The sequence below is a fragment of the Streptomyces sp. NPDC101166 genome (assembly GCF_044768125.1).
Lineage (GTDB): Bacteria > Actinomycetota > Actinomycetes > Streptomycetales > Streptomycetaceae > Streptomyces.
The window spans coordinates 55,060-71,956 of sequence record NZ_JBIWPF010000021.1 but is presented as its reverse complement, the minus strand read 5'-3'; the positions used below and the strand labels follow the sequence as shown (position 1 = coordinate 71,956).

Here is a 16,897-nt window from a genome sequence, read left to right as displayed (position 1 = left end):
TCAGCTGCGCCCTTCCCTGGTGTCGGAGCCAGGACTCCGGGGCCGCGTACGGCGGTCCGGTGTCACGGGGTTGGTCCGGACGCGGCGACGGTCTCCCGCCGGGCGCCGCCGGCCGCCAGGTGCTCCCGCAGCCACTGCTCGGTGTTGTTGACGTGCAGCAGCGCGGCCGCCTGGCTGAGGGCGACGTCCCGTGCGGCCAGGGCCGCGTAGATCGCCTCGTGCTCGGCGAGGGTGCGTGCCGCGGCGCGGGCGTCCACCAGGCCGCGCCAGATACGGGCCCGCAGGGTGCGGCCCGCGATGCCCTCCAGCAGCGTGATCAGCGTTTCGTTGCCGGTGATGTCCGCGATGGCCCGGTGGAACGCCGCGTCGTGGACGGTCAGCCGTTCGATGTCGTTGCGTGCCGCCCGCATGGCGTCCAGGTGCTGTTTCACCTCGGCCAGCCCGTCGTCCGAGATCCGGGCGACGGCCAGCGCCGCGACGGCGGGCTCCAGCAGCCGCCGCACCTCCATGAGGTCCAGCACCGCGTCGGGGTCGCCCTGGAGGAGTTCCACCGCGCCCCCGAGGCCCTCCAGGAGCAGACTCGGCTGGAGGCTGGTGACATAGGTGCCGTCGCCGCGTCTGATCTCCAGCACGCGGGCCACGGAGAGGGCCTTCACCGCCTCCCGGGCGAGGTTGCGGGAGAGGCCGAGCTGGGCGGCCAGCTCCTGCTCCGGGGGCAGCTTGGAGCCCGGGGGCAGCGCGCCGGTGGCGATGAGCTCGCGGATCCTCGTGATCGCCTTGTCGGTCAGGGACACGGGGCGCTCCTCACGGAGGGCACGTCGGCCCTGATCAGTCCCCGGTCGCGCAGGTCGTCCCACAACGCGTCGGGGACGGCGTCGCGGTGGAGTCGTGCGTTGCGGGCGACCTCGCCGGGGTCGCGCATGCCGAGGGTGACGTTGACGACGTGGGGGTGGGTGCGGGGGAAGGCGATGGCGGCCGCCGGGAGAGTGGTGCCATGGGCCTCGCAGACCTCGGCGAGGGCGCGGGCCCGCGCGACGAGGCCGGACGGGGCGTCCTGGTAGTCGTACTTCATGCCCTCGGCGGGCCGGTCCCGGGAGAGCAGACCGGAGTTGAACACGCCGGCGGCGACGACGCTCTTGCCGGTGTCGTGCGCGGCGGGCAGCACGTCGTCCAGGGCGGACTGGTCGAGCAGGGTGTAGCGGCCGGCGAGCATGACGACGTCGGCGGCGGTCTCGCGCAGGAAGCGGGCGAGCATCGCGGACCGGTTCATGCCCGCGCCGATCGCGCCGACCACCCCCTGGTCGCGGAGTTGGGCCAGGGCGGGCATGGCCTCGTCGGCGGCCTGGGGCCAGTGGTCGTCCGGATCGTGCAGGTACACGATGTCGATCCGGTCCAGGCCGGTGCGTCGCAGCGTGTCGTCGAGGGAGCGCAGCACGCCGTCGCGGCTGAAGTCCCACCGGCGGCGCAGGCCGTCGCGGACGGCGAAGCCCTCGCTGTCGACGCCCGTGGGCCGTTCGTTGGGGACGAGGAGCCGGCCGGCCTTCGAGGAGACGGTGTACTCGCCGCGGGGGCGGCCGCGCAGGGCGGCGCCGAGTCGCCGCTCGGACAGGCCGAGGCCGTAGTGCGGCGCGGTGTCGAAGTAGCGGATGCCGGCGTCCCAGGCCGTGTCGACGGCGGCGGCCGCCTCCTCGGCCGGCGTGACGCGGTACAGGTTGCCGATCACCGAGCCGCCGAAGCCGAGTTCGGAGACGGCGACCGCCGTGCCGCGGATCTTCCGGTGGTGCAAGACGTGCTCCTCGGTCGTGCGGGTGCGGGTGTGGTCAGCGTCGAATGTGAGCCGTGGCGCCCGAGGCGAGCGCCTCGACCTCGGCGAGGGTGGCCATGGAGACGTCCCCGGGCGTGGTCATGGTGAGCGCGCCGTGCGCGGTGCCGTAGGCGAGGGCGCGCTCCAGGCCGGCGCCGGTGAGCAGGCCGTGGATGAGTCCGGCGGCGAAACCGTCTCCTGAGCCGATGCGGTCCAGGACGTGCAGGCCGGGCATGAGAGGGCCGGTCACCACGCCGGTCGCGGCGGACCAGGCGGCCGACGACCAGTCGTTGATTCCGGCGGAGGGAACCTCGCGCAGGGTCGTCGCCAGCATCCCGGCGTCCGGCAGCAGACCGGCGACCGAGGTGAGCGCGTCGGGGACCTCGGCCGGCGTGAGGCGTCCGTCGCCGGGCCGGGTGCCCGCGAGACCCAGGGCGCCCACGACGACGTCGGCGTGCCGGGCGAGCCGCAGGTCCGTCTCGCGGGCGCGGTCGGCGCCGCCCCGGCCGGCCCACAGACTCGGGCGGTAGTTGGGGTCGTAGGAGACCGTCACCCCATGGCGGCGGGCGGCGGCCATCGCCTCGTCGGCGACGTCGGCGGTGGTGTCGGACAGACCGGCGAAGACGCCCCCGGTGTGGAACCAGCGCACCGGGCCGGAGAAGACGGCGTCCCAGTCGACGTCCCCCTCGCGCAGCTGGGACACGGCGGTGTTCGCCCGGTCGCTGACGCCGAGCGCGCCCCGGATGCCGTAGCCGCGCTCGACGAAGTTCAGTCCGTTGCGCACGGTGCGGCCGGCGCCGTCGTCGGGCGTCCAGCGGATGAGCGAGGTGTCCACGCCGCCCTGGAGGACGAGGTCCTCGACGAGCCGGCCCACCGCGTTGTCGGCGAGCGCGGTGACCACGGCGGTACGCCACCCGAAGCAACGGCGCAGCCCCCGTACGACGTTGTACTCCCCGCCGCCCTCCCAGACCCGGAAGGAGCGGGTGGTGCGGATGCGTCCCTCCCCGGGGTCGAAGCGCAGCATCACCTCGCCCAGGGCGATCACGTCGGTCATGGCGCGCTCCGCTCCACGGCCTCGGCGGTCAGCCGGCGGATCTCCGCGTACTCCCCGCGCTCCAGGCGGCCGTCGGCGGCCATCCAGCTGCCCCCCACCGCCAGGACCGCCGGGTGGGCCAGATAGGAGGACAACCGGTCCGGGCCGATACCGCCGGTGGGCACGAACCGCGCCCCGGGGAACGGCGCCGCGAGGGCCCGGAGCATCCGGGTGCCGCCGAGCGGTTCGGCGGGGAACAGCTTGACCGTGTCCAGGCCGGCCTTCAGCGCACGCATCAACTCGGTCGCCGTCGCCACGCCGGGCACGACCGGCACCCCCAACTCCCTCCCCTTGTCGACGACGTCGGCGTCCAAGCCGGGGGAGACGAGGAACCGGGCGCCGGCCTCCACGGCTCGCTCCGCCTGGTCCGGTGTGAGCACGGTGCCGGCCCCGACAGTCAGAGCGCCGTGCGCCGCCATCGCCTTGAGGACCTGTTCGGCGTCGGGTGTGCGGAGGGTGACCTCGGCGCAGCGGGCGCCGCCCGCCGCGAGCGCGTCGGCCAGCGGACCTGCGCCGGACGCGGAGGCGACCGTCAGCACCGGCAGCAGCCGGGACCCCGCCAGCACGGCCGTCAGGCCGTCGCCGCTCATCGGCCGAGCCATCCGCCGTCGACGGGCAGGACGGCGCCGTGGACGTAGTCGGCCGCGTTCGAGGCGAGGAACACGGTGGCGCCGGCGAGGTCGTCGGCGCTGCCCCATCGGGCGGCCGGGATGCGGTCGAGGATGGCCTTGCTGCGGGCCGGGTCGTCCTGCAGCGCCTGGGTGTTGTCGGTGGCGATGTATCCGGGGGCGATGGCGTTGACGTTGACGCCGTGCGGCGCCCACTCGTTGGCCAGGGCCTTGGTGAGCCCGGCGACGCCGTGCTTGGCGGCGGTGTAGCCGGGGACGGTGATGCCGCCCTGGAAGCTGAGCAGCGATGCGGTGAAGACGACCTTGCCGTGTCCACGGGCGACCATGCCCACCCCGACCGCGCGGGTGAGGGCGAACTGTGCGCTCAGATTGACCTGGAGCACCAGCTCCCAGTCGGCGTCGCTGTGTTCGGCGGCGGGTGCGCGGCGGATGGTGCCGGCGTTGTTGACGAGGATGTCCACCGGGCGTTCCCGCGCGGCGAGTTCGGCGCCCAGGGCGCGGACGGCGTCGGGGTCGGCGAAGTCGGCGCGGATCGCCTCGAAGGCGCGGCCGGCGGCGGTGACGTCCTTCTCCACCGCGCTGCCGGACTCCTCCAGCGAGGCGCTCACGCCGATGACGTCCGCACCGGCCTCGGCGAGCGCGCGGGCCATGGCCCGGCCGATCCCGCGCCGGGCGCCGGTGACGACGGCGAGTCTGCCGGTGAGGTCGAAGGCGTTCATACGGCGGCCTCATGGTGGGTGGTGGTGCAGTCGAGCAGGATCTTCATCACGTCGCCGCCGCTCTCCAGCGCCTCGAACGCGGCGGCCGCCTCGGTGAGCGGTACGACCTTGCTGATCAGGCGCTGGGCCGGGACGGTGCCGTCGGCGACCAGGATGACCGCCTCCTTGAAGTCGCCCTGGTCATACAACCGGGCGCCCACGAGGGTGAGTTCACGCCAGAAGAAGCGGTGCAGGTCGATCTCGCGGGGCCGGGAGTGGATCGCGACCAGGCACAACCGGCCGCGCACGCCGAGTACTTCGACGGCGGTGTCCACTCCGGCCGCCGCGCCGGACACCTCGAAAGCGACGTCCGCGCCCGCGTCGCCGGTCCACCGGGCGACGAGTTCGGGTATGTCGTGGGCGGCCGGGTCCCAGGCGGTCAGGCCGAGGTCCTCGGCCAGCAGCCGCCGATGGGCGTTGAGTTCGACCACGCGGACGTCGGCGCCGGCGGCCCGGGCGACCAGGGCGATGAGGACGCCGACGGGGCCGCCGCCGACCACGACGGTCTTCTCGCCCTCGGTGACCTGTGCGCGGCGGACGTCGTGGACGGCGACCGCGGTGGGCTCGACGAGCGCGGCCCGGTCCAGGGGGAGGGATTCGGGCAGCGGGATCAGGGTGGAGGCGGGCACGGTCCAGCGCTGTTGCATCGCGCCGGGGGAGTCGATGCCGATGAAGTCCAGGTGCCGGCAGATGTGCCGATGACCCGCTCGGCAGGCGGGGCAGGAAGCGTCCCAGCGCAGCGGCATCACGGTGACCGCGTCGCCGGGCCGCCGGCCTTCGACGCCGGGTCCGACGCGGACGACCCGGCCGGACATCTCGTGCCCGAGGACGGCCGGTGCGGCGACCCGGGCGTCCATGTCGCCGTGGAAGATGTGCAGATCGGTGCCGCAGATGCCGACATAGGCGGGGGCGAGTTCCACCTCGCCGGGGCCGGGCGGCGCGTTGAGCGCGGGTGCGGTGTCCAGGGTGCGGGCGCGGGTGTAGCGGACGGCGAGTGTCATCGCGGGGTCAGGGTCCCTTCAGCGCGGACGCCGATGGTCAGCAGCAGGTTGGCGTAGGTCCGTGTGTCGGCCGTGACGATCGCCAGGGCCAGATCGGGTGAGCGGGCAGCGTCGTAGAACGCGAAGCGGCCGAGGGTGTCGACGGCGACGGGCGCCAGCAGCGAGCGGTACTCGGCGACGGCGGGCGGTTCCGGCTCGCCTTCGGGCGGCACCATCATCTGCGCCGACTCCACGGGCAGGGCCCGCAGCAGCACGCCGAGGACGGTGGTGACGTCGAGGACGCCCGGGGAGAGGTTGAGATGGACGGTCCTCGCCCGTTCGCCGACGGCGGTGCTCGCGGGGTAGTGCCCGTCGGCGAGCAGGACGCGGGCGCCGTGCCCCGCTCCCGCGAGCGCTTCGAGGATGCCGGGGTGCAGCAGTTCGGTCAGGAGCATGATGTGTCCTTCAGACGGTAGAACCCGGTCGCGGCGCCGGCCAGGATCGCCCCGGCCTCGTCGGCGGAGCAGCCGTGCAGCAGTTCCTCCACGGCGGCGGCCCAGCGGTCCCAGCCGCCGGCGAGGACGCACACGGGCCAGTCGGAGCCGAACATCAGCCGGTCGGGGCCGAAGGCGGCCAGCAGGGTGTCCCACACGGGCCGGATGTCGTCGAGGGTCCAGGTGCGGTGGTCGGCCTCGGTGATCAGCCCGGAGACCTTGCACCGCACCTGGGGGCAGCCGGCCAGCGCACGCACCTGCCGCGTCCACTCGATGAGGTCGGTCCGGCCGACGGGCGGCTTGCCGGCGTGGTCCAGGACCAGCGGGAGGTCCGGGAAGCGCCGGGCGAGGCGGATGGCCTGCGGGAACTGGTGGTCGCGGATGAGCACGTCGTACCCGAGCCTCCGCTCCGCCACGGCGCGCAGCCCCCTCTCCACGGCCGGCCGCTGCAGCCACTCCGGGTCCGGCTCGCCCTGGACGAGGTGGCGCAGGGCCCGCAGGCGCCCGCCGCCGGGCCCGGCAAGCAGTTCGTCGAGTACGTCGCCGACCGCGGGCGAGGTGAGGTCCGCCCAGCCGACGACCGCGCCGATCAGTGAATCCCGTTCGGCGAGGGCCAGCAGTTCCCTCGTCTCGGCGACCGAGGTCACGCACTGGACCAGCACCGTCCGGGTCAGCCGCCGTCCCGCGAGGGGCCGGCTCGCGGCCCGCCGCAGGTCGTCCATGCCGTGGGTGCGGCGGATCGGTTCGAGGCCGGGCTCGTCCAGCCAGGGCTGGGGACGCCGGTCCAGGTCCCACACGTGGTGGTGGGCGTCGACCAAGGGCAGCGGCTCAGACACGGGCGGACCAGACCGGGCCGTCGGGGTAGAGGTACTCCTTCAGCGTCTCCGGGTGCATCTGCGCGCTCAGCCCGGGCCGCGTCGGCGCGAGGTAGCGGCCGTCGACGATGCGCACCGGGTCGACGAAGTGCTCGTGCAGATGGTCGACGTACTCGATGACCCGGTCCTCGGTGGTGCCGGTGACGGCGACGTAGTCGAACATCGACAGGTGCTGCACCATCTCGCACAGGCCGACCCCGCCGGCGTGCGGGCAGACCGGCACGCCGAACTTCGCGGCGAGCAGCAGGATCGCGATGTTCTCGTTGACGCCGCCCACCCGAGCCGAGTCGATCTGCACCACGTCCACCGCGCGGGCCTGCAACAGCTGCTTGAAGACGACCCGGTTGGCGACGTGCTCACCGGTGGCGACCTTGATCGGGGCCAGCGCCTCGCGGACGGCGGCGTGGCCGAGGATGTCGTCGGGGGAGGTGGGCTCCTCGATCCAGTACGGGTCGTACGGGGCGAGCTCCCGCATCCAGTCGACGGCGGGGCCCACGTCCCATCTCTGGTTGGCGTCCACGGCGATGCGGATGTCCGGCCCCACCGCCTCACGCGCCACCCGCATACGACGTGTGTCGTCCGCCAGCGACGCCCCGACCTTCAGCTTGATCTGGGTGAAGCCGTCGGCGACGGCCTCGCGGGCGAGACGGGCCAGCTTCTCGTCCGAGTAGCCGAGCCAGCCCGGGGTGGTCGTGTACGCGGGGTAGCCCTCGTCGATCAGCAGGCCGGTCCGCCGTTCGCGGCCCGGTTCGGCGCGGCGCAGGATCTCCAGCGCGTCCTCGGGGGTGAGGGCGTCGCTCAGCCAGCGGAAGTCGACCTGGGCGACGAGTTCCTCGGGCGTCATCTCGGCCAGGAAGCGCCAGACGGGCTTTCCGGCCCGCTTGGCGGCGAGGTCCCAGGCCGCGTTGACGACCGCGCCGGTCGCCATGTGGATGGCGCCCTTCTCCGGCCCCAGCCAGCGCAGTTGGGGATCGTGGACGAGACCGCGCGCGAACGCGCCGAGGTCCGCGCAGACCTGCTCGACGGACAGGCCCACCACATGCGGGGCGAGGGTGGCGATGGCGGCGGCCTGCGCGTCGTTGCCCCGGCCGGTGGTGAAGGCCAGCGCGTGGCCCTCCAGCCCGTCCCCCGCGTCGGTGCGCAGGACGACGTAGGCGGCCGAGTAGTCAGGTTCGGGGTTCATCGCGTCCGAGCCGTCGAGATGCTCGGACGTCGGGAAGCGCACGTCCAGCACGTCCAGGGCGATGATGTGGGCAGACGCCGGGGAAGGGGACACAGTGGAGGACATTGCGGCAACTCCTGTGAGGGGCGAGGGGCGTGCGGCCCCTCGCGACGAGACATGGAAGACGGCTCAGGGCGCGGGCCGCCCGGTCAGTCCTGGACCTTGCCGCCGGTGATGCGGGAGATCATCAGGGCGAAGAGGATGATCAGGCCGTTGAGGGCGCCGATCCACTGGGCGGGGACGCCGGCCAGGGTGAGCACGTTCTGGATCATGAACAGCAGCAGGATGCCGCTGAACGCCCCGAACATGGTGCCCTTGCCGCCGTTGAGGCTGATCCCGCCGATGACGGCGGCGGCGAAGACGGTGAAGATGTAGCCGTTGCCCTGCGCCGAGGCGACCGACGCGAGCCGTCCGGAGAGCATCAGGCCGGCGAGGGCGGCGAGCACGCTGCCGGTGACGATGACGATCCACAGCACCCGGTCGGTGCGGATGCCGGCCGCCTTCGCCGCGTCGACGTTGCCGCCGATGGCGTACAGGGACCGGCCGAAACTGGTCCAGCCGAGCACCACGATCGCCACGGCGAACAGCGCCAGGCAGATCCAGATCGACGCCGGCATCCCGAACCACTGCGCGGTGCCCAGGTACAGCATCGACTCGGGCAGCTGGAAGAACGTCTGGCCGCCGGACACACCGGTGAGGACGCCGCGCAGCACGATCAGCATGCCGAGGGTGACGATGAAGCCGTTGAGGCCGAAGCGGATGATCAGCAGCGCGTTGAGCACGCCGACGAGCGCGCCCACGGCGAGCGTGACGGGGACGGCCCAGGCCCCGGAGAGCAGGCCCAGCCCGTGTCCGGCGCCGACGGGGACCACCAGCCAGGCCGCCACTCCGGGCGCGAGACCCATCGTGGACTCCAGCGACAGGTCCATCTTCTTGACGATCAGGATCATCGTCTGGGCGAGGACCAGCAGCGCCATCTCGGACATGGTCTGCAGGACGTTGATGAGGTTGTCCGTCTGGAGGAAGACCGGGTTCACGATCTGACCGACGATCGCGATGACCACGATCGCGGGCACCAGCGCCAGGTCGCGCAGCCGGGCCAGCGGCACCCGGCCGCCCAGCAGCGCGGTCCGCTTCGGCCGCGGCTTCGCGGCCGGGGGCGCGGGCGGGTGCGCGAGGACCGTTTCAGGCATTGCCTCAGGCATTCAGGTCCACTCCTTCCATCGCTGCCACGAGGTCGTGGTCGTGCCAGCCGCGGGCCATCTCGGTCGTCACCCGGCCCTGGAACATCACCAGGACCCGGTCGCACATACGCAGGTCGTCGAGTTCGTCGGAGGCGATGAGCACCCCGGTCCCGGTGTCCGCGGTCTCCTCGACCTTGCCGAGGAGGAACTCCTTGGAGCGCACGTCCACGCCCGCGGTGGGATTGATCAGCACCAGCAGCCGGGGGTCGTCGGCCAGGGCGCGCGCCATCACGACCTTCTGCTGGTTGCCCCCGGACAGGGCGGAGACGGGCAGATCGGGGCCGGGCGTCTTGATCGCAAGGTTCTCGATCATGACCTCGGCGAGCCGGTCCCGGCGGCCGCGGTCCAGCAGCCCGCCCCGGCCCAGCCGCTTGGGCACGGACAGCGTGGCGTTGTCCGCGATCGACATGTCCGGGACGAAGCCCTGGTGGTGCCGGTCCTGCGGGACGAACCCCGCCCCGGCCGCGAGCGCGGCGGGCACACTGCCCGGCCGGGGCCGCGTCCCCGCGATCTCCACCTCGCCGGCCGCCGCCGAACGCAGCCCCACGACGGTCTCGGCGACCTCGGTGCGCCCGCTGCCGGCCGCCCCCGCCAGCCCGACGATCTCACCCGCGCCGACCCGGAAGCTGACGTCGCCGTAGGCCTCGCCGTCCAGCGCGCGCACGCTCAACGCGGCCTCGGCGGCGGGCACATGGCTGCTCGCCCGGTCCTCACGCCGGTCTGCGGCCGCCTCGCCGGTCATCGCGGCGACCAGGTCGGTTCGGGGCAGCTCCGCGACCGGCGCGGTCACGATGTGCCGGGCGTCGCGGAACACCGTCACCATGTCGCAGATCTCGTAGACCTCCTGGAGGTGGTGGCTGATGAACAGGAAGGTCACGCCCTGGCGTTGCAGATCGCGGATGCGGTCGAAGAGGCGGTTGATGGCCGCCGCGTCGAGCTGCGCCGTCGGCTCGTCGAGGATGATGAACCGCGCGCCGAAGGACAACGCCCGGGCGATCTCCACGAACTGCCGCTGCTCCACGTCCAGATCGCCGGCGAGGGTCTGCGGGTCGACGTCCACCGACCATGTGGACAGCAGGTCCCGGGCGCGGCTGCGCACGCCCCGCCAGCTGATCAGGCGGCCGCGGCCGTGGTCGTGCCGGTTCAGGAAGAGGTTCTCGGCGACGGTCAGTGTGGGGATGACGGTGGACTTCTGGTAGACGCACGCCACCCGCTGCCGCCAGGCGTCGCGGTCGGCGAGCCGCGGCGCCGGGGCGCCGCCGAAGACGACCGCGCCCCCGTCCGGGGCGTGCAGGCCGGTGAGCACGGACACCAGGGTCGACTTGCCGGCTCCGTTGCGGCCGACGAGCGCGTGGGTCTCGCCGGGCCTGATGGTGATCCGGGCGCCGTTCAGGGCCACCGTCGGACCGAATCGTTTGACTATGCCCGTCGCCTCGACGACGGGCGGGTCCGCCGGGACCCGTCCGCCGTCCGCCGGGGCGGACGCGGGGGTGACTTCTCGCTCCCCGTCGCTCATCTCAACCGCCTTGTTCTCCATAGCCGTTGGCTGCCTGGCAGGGGGTGGTCAGCCGAGGTTGTCGCCCCACAGGGACTTGTCGTCGCTCTTGAGGCTGGCGACCCCGCCGTAGGTGGCGCCGTCGGCCGTCACGAGCGGCGCGGAGAGCTGGTCCTCCAGCAGTCCGTCACGGACCTGGATGATGGTGCTGTCGTGGTCGGTCTTGCCGGGCTGGAACGTCTTGCCGTCGATCGCCGCCTTCAGGTAGTACAGGGCGTACTTGGCGTAGAGGTCGGCCGGCTGGGACACGGTGGCGTCGATCTTGCCCGCGGCGATGTCCTTGAGCTCCTCGGGGATGCCGTCGTTGGAGACCACGAACACGTGCTTGTCGTCCTGCGGGCCGACGAGCAGGCCCTTCTGCTTGAGCACCTGGAGGGTGCCGGACAGGGCGAAGCTGGACTGCATGTAGACGCCCTTGATGTCCGGGTGGGCGGTCAGGTCGGTCTGGAGCTTCTGCGCGGCGACGGCCCCGTCCCAGTTGGTGGCCTCGCCGAACACCTTGATGTCCGGGTAGTCCTTCTTCATGCAGGCGTTGAACGCCTCGGTGCGGTCACGGCCGTTGACGGAGGCGAGGTCGCCCTGGAGCATGACGACCTTGCCCTTGCCGCCCAGCTTCGTGCCGAGGAACTGGCAGGCCTTCTCGCCGTAGGCGCGGTTGTCGGCGCGTACGACCATGTAGACCTTGCCGGTGTCGGGGCGGGTGTCCACGGTGACCACCGGGATCTTCTTCGCCTCCAGCTGCGCCAGGGTCGGCGCGATGGCGGCGGTGTCCTGCGGGGCCATCGCCACGCCCTTGACGCCCTGGCTGATGAAAGTCTGCGCGTTGGCGGTGAGCTTGGCGACGTCGTTCTGCGAGTTGGTGGTCTTCAGGTTCAGACCCAGCTCCTTGGCGTACTGGGGCGTGTACTTGATGTACGAGTTCCAGAAGTCGGTGTCGGACCGCGGGTAGTCGACGCCGACGAGCGGCTCGCCCGACGACGAGGCGGTCTGGGAGCCGCCGGCGCAGGCGCTGAGCAGCGCCAGGGCGGAGACGGCGGATGCGGTGGAGCAGAGGACTGTTCTGAGTCTCATCGGTACTTCCTCGCGCTGGTCCCGAAGCGGGGTGGTACACGGGTGCGACGGTGAGATGTCGCTCGTGAAGAGATGGGATGTTTATAGAGGGAGGGTGGGTGGGGTGTCTAGGTGTCCGGCAGGGAAACCCCTGAAAATCGGGGCACAGCACTCGGTTCATGCCCGACAGGTGGGTGTGCCCGCCCTAAATGCATCCCATCAATGAGCGGCGTGTGCGGGATGACGGATTCACGCACGGTCACCGGTCGGAAACCGGCGACATGGGATGGATTAACGGGGACGACGCCCGTCCGTGTCCAGGGTGCGAACGGAAAAACCTTTCCCACGTGCGGCTTCGTGCGGACGTGGGCGGCGACGCCCGAATCGGTTACAGCGCGGCGGCGGCCGGTTCGTCGCCGGACATGGGATGCCTCGCGGGCAGCGGGTCGGAGCCGGGGGCGCCGGTCGTGCGTGTGCCGACGGGGAGGTCCTGCTCCGCCCAGATGATCTTGCCGTTGTCGGTGTACCGGGTGCCCCAGCGGCGGGCGAGCTGAGCGACCAGGAAGAGACCGCGGCCGCCCTCGTCGGTGGTCCGGGGATGCCTCAGCCTCGGCGAGGTGCTGCTGGCGTCCGACACCTCGACGATCAGGAGCGGCTGGCGCAGCAGCCTGAGCCGGACGGGTCCGGTGGCGTGGCGGATGGCGTTGGTGACCAGCTCGCTGACGATCAGCTCCGTGGTCATGACCAGCTCGCCCAGGCCCCAGCCGTCCAGGTGCCGCGCGGCGAGGGACCGGGTGGCCGCCACGGCGGCGGGATCGGCGGGGACGTCCCAGGTGACCACCTGCTCGGGGGCCAGCGGACGGGGACGGGCGAGCAGCAGCGCGACGTCGTCGGGCTGCGGGCCCGGCAGCAGTCGTCCCACCGCCGCGTCGCAGAGCTCCCGCAGATCCAGACCCGTCTGGGCCAGGGCCCGCCCCAGGCGGGCCATCCCCGCGTCGACGTCCTGGCCGGAGGTCGCGATGAGACCGTCGGTGTACAGACCTATCAGGCTCCCTTCGGGCACCTCCAGATCGGTCGCCTCGAACGGCAGACCGCCCAGGCCCAGCGGCGGGCCGAACGGCAGGTCGGGAAAGCTGACCGTCCCGTCGGGACCCACCAGGACGGGCGGCGGGTGCCCGGCGCGAGCGAGTTCGCAGTGCCGGGTGACGGGGTCGTAGACCGCGTACAGGCAGGTCGCGCCGAGCACGGCGGTGCGGGTGGGCTCGTCCTCGGGTTCGTCGTCGGTCAGCCGCAGCACCAGGTCGTCGAGGTGGGCCAGCAGCTCGGCCGGCGGCAGGTCCATGTCGGCGAGCGTGTGCACGGCGGTGCGCAGCCGTCCCATGGCCGCCGCGGCGGTGATGCCGTGCCCGACCACGTCACCGACGACCAGGGCGATCCGAGCGCCCGACAGGGGCAGGACGTCGAACCAGTCGCCGCCGACGCCGTCCTTCGTGTCCGCGGGCAGGTAGGCGGAGGCCACCTCCAGGACCGGACTGCCGGCGAGGGTCCGCGGCAGCAGGCTGCGTTGCAGTGCGAGGGCCGTGGCGTGCTCCCGGCTGTAGCGGCGGGCGTTGTCGATGCACACCGACGCCCTGGCGACCAGCTCCTGGGCGAGCAGCAGGTCGTCCCGCTCGAAGGAGGCGAGGTTCTCCGACCGCATGAAGGTCGCCACGCCCAGGACCGTCTCCCGCGCCCGCAGCGGCACCGAGATGAGCGTGTGCAGCCCGAACCGGCGGATGTTGGCGGCCCGCGCCGGCTGCTCGGTCGTCCAGGCCTGGTCGAGGGGGTCGAGGGCCGGTATGAACACGGCCTCGCCGTGGAACATGTGGCTGGCGTCGTACCGCGGGGTGGTGAAGTCGACGGGTTCGGCGATCTGGACGACCGCCTCCGGACAGCCCTCGTGGATCGACCGCATCCCGGCCCGGCGCATCCTCGGCCTGCTCTCGGGCGGCTCGTCCCCGGGGACGGCGGGGACCGCGGGCTCGCCGCTGAGCACCGACTCCAGCAGGTCGACGACGACGAAGTCCGCGAAGCGCGGCACGGTGACGTCGGCGAGCTCCTGAGCCGTCCGCATCACGTCCAGGGTGCTGCCGATGCGGGCCCCGGCGTCGTTCATCAGGGCCAGGCGCTGCTGGGCGTTCCACCGGTCGGTGACGTCCATGACCATGTAGCACACCCCGGTGATGACGCCCCGCGCGTCCACCAGCGGGAAGAACGAGGTGGAGTAGGCGTGCCGGCGGTGCGGGTCGGCCCAGCTCCAGCCCTGGTACTCGTAGTCGACCACCGGCACGCGCGTGTCCAGCACCTGGCGCATGATCGCCTCGATGGCCTCGGCCTCCAGACCGGGCACCACCTCGCTGAGCCGGCAGCCCATCCGCTGCTCGCGGGGCACCCCGCCGAAGCGTTCCAGGGTGTCGTTCAGCCAGACGTACCGCAGGTCCGGGCTCATGACCGCCATGCCGATCGGGGAGCGGGTCAGGAACCCGTCGAGCACGGACTGGCCGATCGTCCACTCCGGTCGCCGCTCCCGTCCGGAGACGAGGAAGCACTCCTGGCCGGCCAGCCGGAACGCGGCGGAGACCTGCACGGCGACCTCGATCGTCCGGCCGTCGCGGCGGCGGGCCGTCGTCACGCCGCTCCACCCCGGCCCCGTGCGGCACCGCTCAAGGATCCTCGCCGTCCGGGCGCGGTCCTCGTGCCCTGCGAACAGGAAGGCCCCCGAGCGGCCGACGACCTCCTCCGGTGCGTATCCGAGGAGTACCTCCACACCGGGGGTCCAGCCGATGATCTCACCGGCGGCGGTGACGACGGCGGTCGCGTCCGTCGGGTCGACTGCGCCGGGGCCGCCGATCGCCGAAGTCGCCGGTCCGAACGCTTCCTGCCGGTCCGCAGACGCCATGCCTCTCACCACCAGACCCACGAGATCTTCATGGTCCCGCCCCGGGAGCGGACCCGCCAGCGGGCGGGCCGCCGTGGACGCCCGTGTTTCTGCTTGCCCCCGCGACCCGGTTCGGCCAGGGTGGGCCTGTGCCGGGACAACGGAAGAGGAAGCGACAGCGGGAAGCCGCCGGGCGACGATCTGCGACCAACGGACCGGGACGCTGGGAAGCGGTCTTCGAGACGCTGGACGCGGCAGAGTTGCGCGACTTTCTGCGCCGGCTGAGCACGGGGGCGGACCCCGTCGACTTGTCCACGGTCCGCATCGACATGGCGTGCGGACGCGCGCCGACGCCGGCCTTCTACCGTGTGTGCCTCTTCGTCCCCGACCCCACGTGACCCCGACGAAAGTAGCCTCGGCGGATGCACCCCGCCCGCCCGAATCACGTCCTCCCGGGTGATCGCACGATCTTGATCACCTGAGAGGACATCCATGCCGCACACCCCGTCCCGAGGCGTCCGCCGCGCCGTCTCCGGCGTCGCCACCGCCGCCCTGCTGGCCCTGGCCGGACCGCTGGCGGTCCCGGCCGTGCCGGCCGCGGCCGCCGCCGGAACCGGGCAGGTCAGCACGGTCGCCTACACCGCGGCCGAGCAGACGGCCGCCCTGTCGTACTGGACGCCCGCGCGGATGGCGCAGGCCGGCCGCACCGTCGACCTGGGCGCGACCGGACCGCTCACCAAGACCTGGACCGGCAAGGCGATCCCCAGCATCGGCCGGCTCTTCTTCGTCAACTCGCGCGGTCAGGACAGCTGGTGCACGGCCAGCGCCGTCACCAGCGGCAACCGATCGGTGATCATGACCGCCGCCCACTGCGCACGCGTGGGCTCGTCGTCCTTCAACACCTTCACCGACATGGTCTTCGCCCCCGGCTACGCCAAGGGCAAGACACCGTACGGCCGTTACGCCGTCAAGGCGGCCATGACCCCGCGCTCCTGGGTGGAGAAGACGGTCGGTGACGTGGCGGCGATGGTCGTCGCCACCCCGGCCGGCGGCAAGCGGCTCACCGACGCGGTGGGGGAGCAGAAGATCGCCTTCGGCCGCGCGGCCGGCGAGCGGATCGTCACCTTCGGCTACCCCGGGACCACCCCCCAGCGGGGTGAGCAACTCCTGTACTGCGTCGGCACGTCCGCCGTCGCGCCCGAGAACGAGCAGCGCGTCCCCTGCGACCTCGGCGGCGGCGCGAGCGGCGGCCCCTGGCTCGCCGGCTTCGACTCCGCCACCGGCAAGGGCACCCTGGTCTCCGTCAACAGCCACGGCGCGGGCGACGGCGGCTCCCCGATGTACGGCCCGACGTTCGACAAGACCGCCCAGGCCCTCTACGACGCCGCACAGCGCGCCTGAGCGAACGCACCGTCCAGGACCGGGAGTCGGGGGAGTCGTGCGAACGGGAGCGAGAGCACAGAGGAGCCGGCCCGTCCCGACGGGCCGGTCGCGGTCGTTGCTCGGGCTGGTGGCGCTTGCCGTCGTGACCGGAGGCGCCGCGTGCCGGAACGCCGGTGAGTCCGGTCACGACGCTCAAGAACCGGCCCTCGTCGTCCGGTTCGAGGAACCGGCGCGCTCCGACCGGGCGGCCGCCGCCTTCCTGCGGGATCGCGATCCGGTGACGGAGGCCGCCGCGGCGGTCACCGACCTCCTCACGCTGGACCGGCCGGTCCCCCTCGTCGTCCGGTCCTGCGACGGTGACGGCTCCTCCTACGATCCCGAGGCCCGCAGGATCGACATCTGCTACGAGGAAGTCTCCGAGACGCGGGACCTGTTCGCGCAGGCCGGGCGGCGCCGGGACATGGACGACGCGGTCGCGGCGGTGATCCAGGAGACGGTGTTCCACGAGACCGCCCACGCCGTCGTCGACGACCTCGGAGTGCGCACGACGAGCCGGGAGGAGGACTTCGCCGATCAGTTCGCCGCGTTGATGCTGCTGAGGCAGGGCGCCGCCGGCGAGCGGCGCCTGCGCGCCGCCGCCGAGGCGTGGAACCTCCTGGCGGCGACGGCCGAGAACGCCGACGGCGACGCCGAGGACGAGCATTCCCCGGACCGGGAGCGTGCCGTCAGCGCGTATTGCCACCTCTACGGCTCCGCTCCCGGCCGGCATCAGGACCTGGTACGCCCGGATGTCCTCCCCCTCGCCCGTGCCCGGGGCTGCGCCGAGGAGTGGGCCGCCCTCCGCGACACCTGGCTGGAGACGCTCGGGCCCGCGCTGCGCGAGGGATGAGGAC

16 protein-coding genes are annotated in these 16,897 nt (G+C 72.7%); 3 read left to right on the top strand and 13 right to left on the bottom strand.

What is annotated here, in order from left to right:
* Nucleotides 1–62: 62 nt before the first annotated feature.
* The 13 genes from ACIRS4_RS30070 to ACIRS4_RS30010 all read right to left on the bottom strand — a co-directional run bounded on the left by ACIRS4_RS30070 (nt 63) and on the right by ACIRS4_RS30010 (nt 14,642).
* A complete protein-coding gene (locus ACIRS4_RS30070; RefSeq protein WP_404201991.1) occupies nt 63–794 on the bottom strand; it encodes a FadR/GntR family transcriptional regulator in 732 nt (243 codons plus the stop codon).
* On the bottom strand, nt 785–1,786 hold the full coding sequence (locus ACIRS4_RS30065) for an aldo/keto reductase (RefSeq protein ID WP_404201989.1): 1,002 nt from the start codon (nt 1,784–1,786) through the stop codon (nt 785–787). Before ACIRS4_RS30065 ends, ACIRS4_RS30070 begins: the two co-directional genes overlap by 10 nt.
* 34 nt (nt 1,787–1,820) lie before the next feature.
* Nucleotides 1,821–2,858, bottom strand: coding sequence for a PfkB family carbohydrate kinase (locus tag ACIRS4_RS30060; protein ID WP_404201987.1), 1,038 nt, complete (start codon nt 2,856–2,858; stop codon nt 1,821–1,823).
* Nucleotides 2,855–3,487, bottom strand: coding sequence for a bifunctional 4-hydroxy-2-oxoglutarate aldolase/2-dehydro-3-deoxy-phosphogluconate aldolase (locus ACIRS4_RS30055; RefSeq protein WP_404201985.1), 633 nt, complete (start codon nt 3,485–3,487; stop codon nt 2,855–2,857). The genes ACIRS4_RS30060 and ACIRS4_RS30055 overlap by 4 nt, the downstream gene beginning before the upstream one ends.
* Nucleotides 3,484–4,245 carry an SDR family oxidoreductase gene (locus ACIRS4_RS30050; RefSeq protein ID WP_404201983.1) on the bottom strand — a complete coding sequence of 254 codons (762 nt, stop codon included), beginning with the start codon at nt 4,243–4,245 and terminating at the stop codon, nt 3,484–3,486. The genes ACIRS4_RS30055 and ACIRS4_RS30050 overlap by 4 nt, the downstream gene beginning before the upstream one ends.
* Complete coding sequence (locus ACIRS4_RS30045; protein ID WP_404201981.1) at nt 4,242–5,285, bottom strand: zinc-binding dehydrogenase; 1,044 nt, start codon at nt 5,283–5,285, stop codon at nt 4,242–4,244. The genes ACIRS4_RS30050 and ACIRS4_RS30045 overlap by 4 nt, the downstream gene beginning before the upstream one ends.
* On the bottom strand, nt 5,282–5,719 hold the full coding sequence (locus ACIRS4_RS30040; protein ID WP_404201979.1) for an RbsD/FucU domain-containing protein: 438 nt from the start codon (nt 5,717–5,719) through the stop codon (nt 5,282–5,284). The genes ACIRS4_RS30045 and ACIRS4_RS30040 overlap by 4 nt, the downstream gene beginning before the upstream one ends.
* Nucleotides 5,710–6,594, bottom strand: a complete 885-nt coding sequence (locus tag ACIRS4_RS30035) for an amidohydrolase family protein (protein WP_404201977.1) — start codon at nt 6,592–6,594, stop codon at nt 5,710–5,712. The genes ACIRS4_RS30040 and ACIRS4_RS30035 overlap by 10 nt, the downstream gene beginning before the upstream one ends.
* Complete coding sequence (locus ACIRS4_RS30030; protein WP_404201975.1) at nt 6,587–7,921, bottom strand: L-fuconate dehydratase; 1,335 nt, start codon at nt 7,919–7,921, stop codon at nt 6,587–6,589. The genes ACIRS4_RS30035 and ACIRS4_RS30030 overlap by 8 nt, the downstream gene beginning before the upstream one ends.
* A gap of 83 nt (nt 7,922–8,004) precedes the next feature.
* Nucleotides 8,005–9,048 (bottom strand): ABC transporter permease, encoded by a 1,044-nt coding sequence (locus ACIRS4_RS30025; protein ID WP_404202060.1) that lies wholly within the window; start codon nt 9,046–9,048, stop codon nt 8,005–8,007.
* A gap of 4 nt (nt 9,049–9,052) precedes the next feature.
* Nucleotides 9,053–10,615: a sugar ABC transporter ATP-binding protein gene (locus ACIRS4_RS30020; RefSeq protein ID WP_404201973.1), complete on the bottom strand. Its 1,563-nt coding sequence runs from the start codon at nt 10,613–10,615 to the stop codon at nt 9,053–9,055.
* Between the two features lie 48 nt (nt 10,616–10,663).
* A complete protein-coding gene (locus tag ACIRS4_RS30015; protein WP_404201971.1) occupies nt 10,664–11,725 on the bottom strand; it encodes a sugar ABC transporter substrate-binding protein in 1,062 nt (353 codons plus the stop codon).
* 367 nt (nt 11,726–12,092) lie between these two features.
* Nucleotides 12,093–14,642 (bottom strand): SpoIIE family protein phosphatase, encoded by a 2,550-nt coding sequence (locus tag ACIRS4_RS30010; protein ID WP_404201969.1) that lies wholly within the window; start codon nt 14,640–14,642, stop codon nt 12,093–12,095.
* A gap of 128 nt (nt 14,643–14,770) precedes the next feature.
* Between ACIRS4_RS30010 and ACIRS4_RS30005 the strand changes: the two genes are divergently transcribed.
* The 3 genes from ACIRS4_RS30005 (at nt 14,771) to ACIRS4_RS29995 (ending at nt 16,893) form a co-directional block, all read left to right on the top strand.
* Nucleotides 14,771–15,019 carry a hypothetical protein gene (locus ACIRS4_RS30005; protein WP_404201967.1) on the top strand — a complete coding sequence of 83 codons (249 nt, stop codon included), beginning with the start codon at nt 14,771–14,773 and terminating at the stop codon, nt 15,017–15,019.
* Between the two features lie 94 nt (nt 15,020–15,113).
* Nucleotides 15,114–16,022 (top strand): trypsin-like serine peptidase, encoded by a 909-nt coding sequence (locus ACIRS4_RS30000; protein WP_404201965.1) that lies wholly within the window; start codon nt 15,114–15,116, stop codon nt 16,020–16,022.
* 124 nt (nt 16,023–16,146) lie between these two features.
* Complete coding sequence (locus ACIRS4_RS29995; RefSeq protein WP_404201963.1) at nt 16,147–16,893, top strand: DUF4344 domain-containing metallopeptidase; 747 nt, start codon at nt 16,147–16,149, stop codon at nt 16,891–16,893.
* The last annotated feature ends 4 nt before the right edge of the window (nt 16,894–16,897 follow it).

What these genes read in the sequence shown, in the direction of transcription:
- ACIRS4_RS30020 (WP_404201973.1), bottom strand. Translation starts at nt 10,615, where the DNA reads ATGAGCGACGGGGAGCGAGAAGTCACCCCCGCGTCCGCCCCGGCGGAC.
- ACIRS4_RS30060 (WP_404201987.1), bottom strand. Translation starts at nt 2,858, where the DNA reads ATGACCGACGTGATCGCCCTGGGCGAGGTGATGCTGCGCTTCGACCCC.
- ACIRS4_RS30025 (WP_404202060.1), bottom strand. Translation starts at nt 9,048, where the DNA reads ATGCCTGAAACGGTCCTCGCGCACCCGCCCGCGCCCCCGGCCGCGAAG.
- ACIRS4_RS30050 (WP_404201983.1), bottom strand. Translation starts at nt 4,245, where the DNA reads ATGAACGCCTTCGACCTCACCGGCAGACTCGCCGTCGTCACCGGCGCC.
- ACIRS4_RS30015 (WP_404201971.1), bottom strand. Translation starts at nt 11,725, where the DNA reads ATGAGACTCAGAACAGTCCTCTGCTCCACCGCATCCGCCGTCTCCGCC.
- ACIRS4_RS30040 (WP_404201979.1), bottom strand. Translation starts at nt 5,719, where the DNA reads ATGCTCCTGACCGAACTGCTGCACCCCGGCATCCTCGAAGCGCTCGCG.
- ACIRS4_RS30000 (WP_404201965.1), top strand. Translation starts at nt 15,114, where the DNA reads ATGCCGCACACCCCGTCCCGAGGCGTCCGCCGCGCCGTCTCCGGCGTC.
- ACIRS4_RS30045 (WP_404201981.1), bottom strand. Translation starts at nt 5,285, where the DNA reads ATGACACTCGCCGTCCGCTACACCCGCGCCCGCACCCTGGACACCGCA.
- ACIRS4_RS30055 (WP_404201985.1), bottom strand. Translation starts at nt 3,487, where the DNA reads ATGAGCGGCGACGGCCTGACGGCCGTGCTGGCGGGGTCCCGGCTGCTG.
- ACIRS4_RS30010 (WP_404201969.1), bottom strand. Translation starts at nt 14,642, where the DNA reads ATGGCGTCTGCGGACCGGCAGGAAGCGTTCGGACCGGCGACTTCGGCG.
- ACIRS4_RS30030 (WP_404201975.1), bottom strand. Translation starts at nt 7,921, where the DNA reads ATGTCCTCCACTGTGTCCCCTTCCCCGGCGTCTGCCCACATCATCGCC.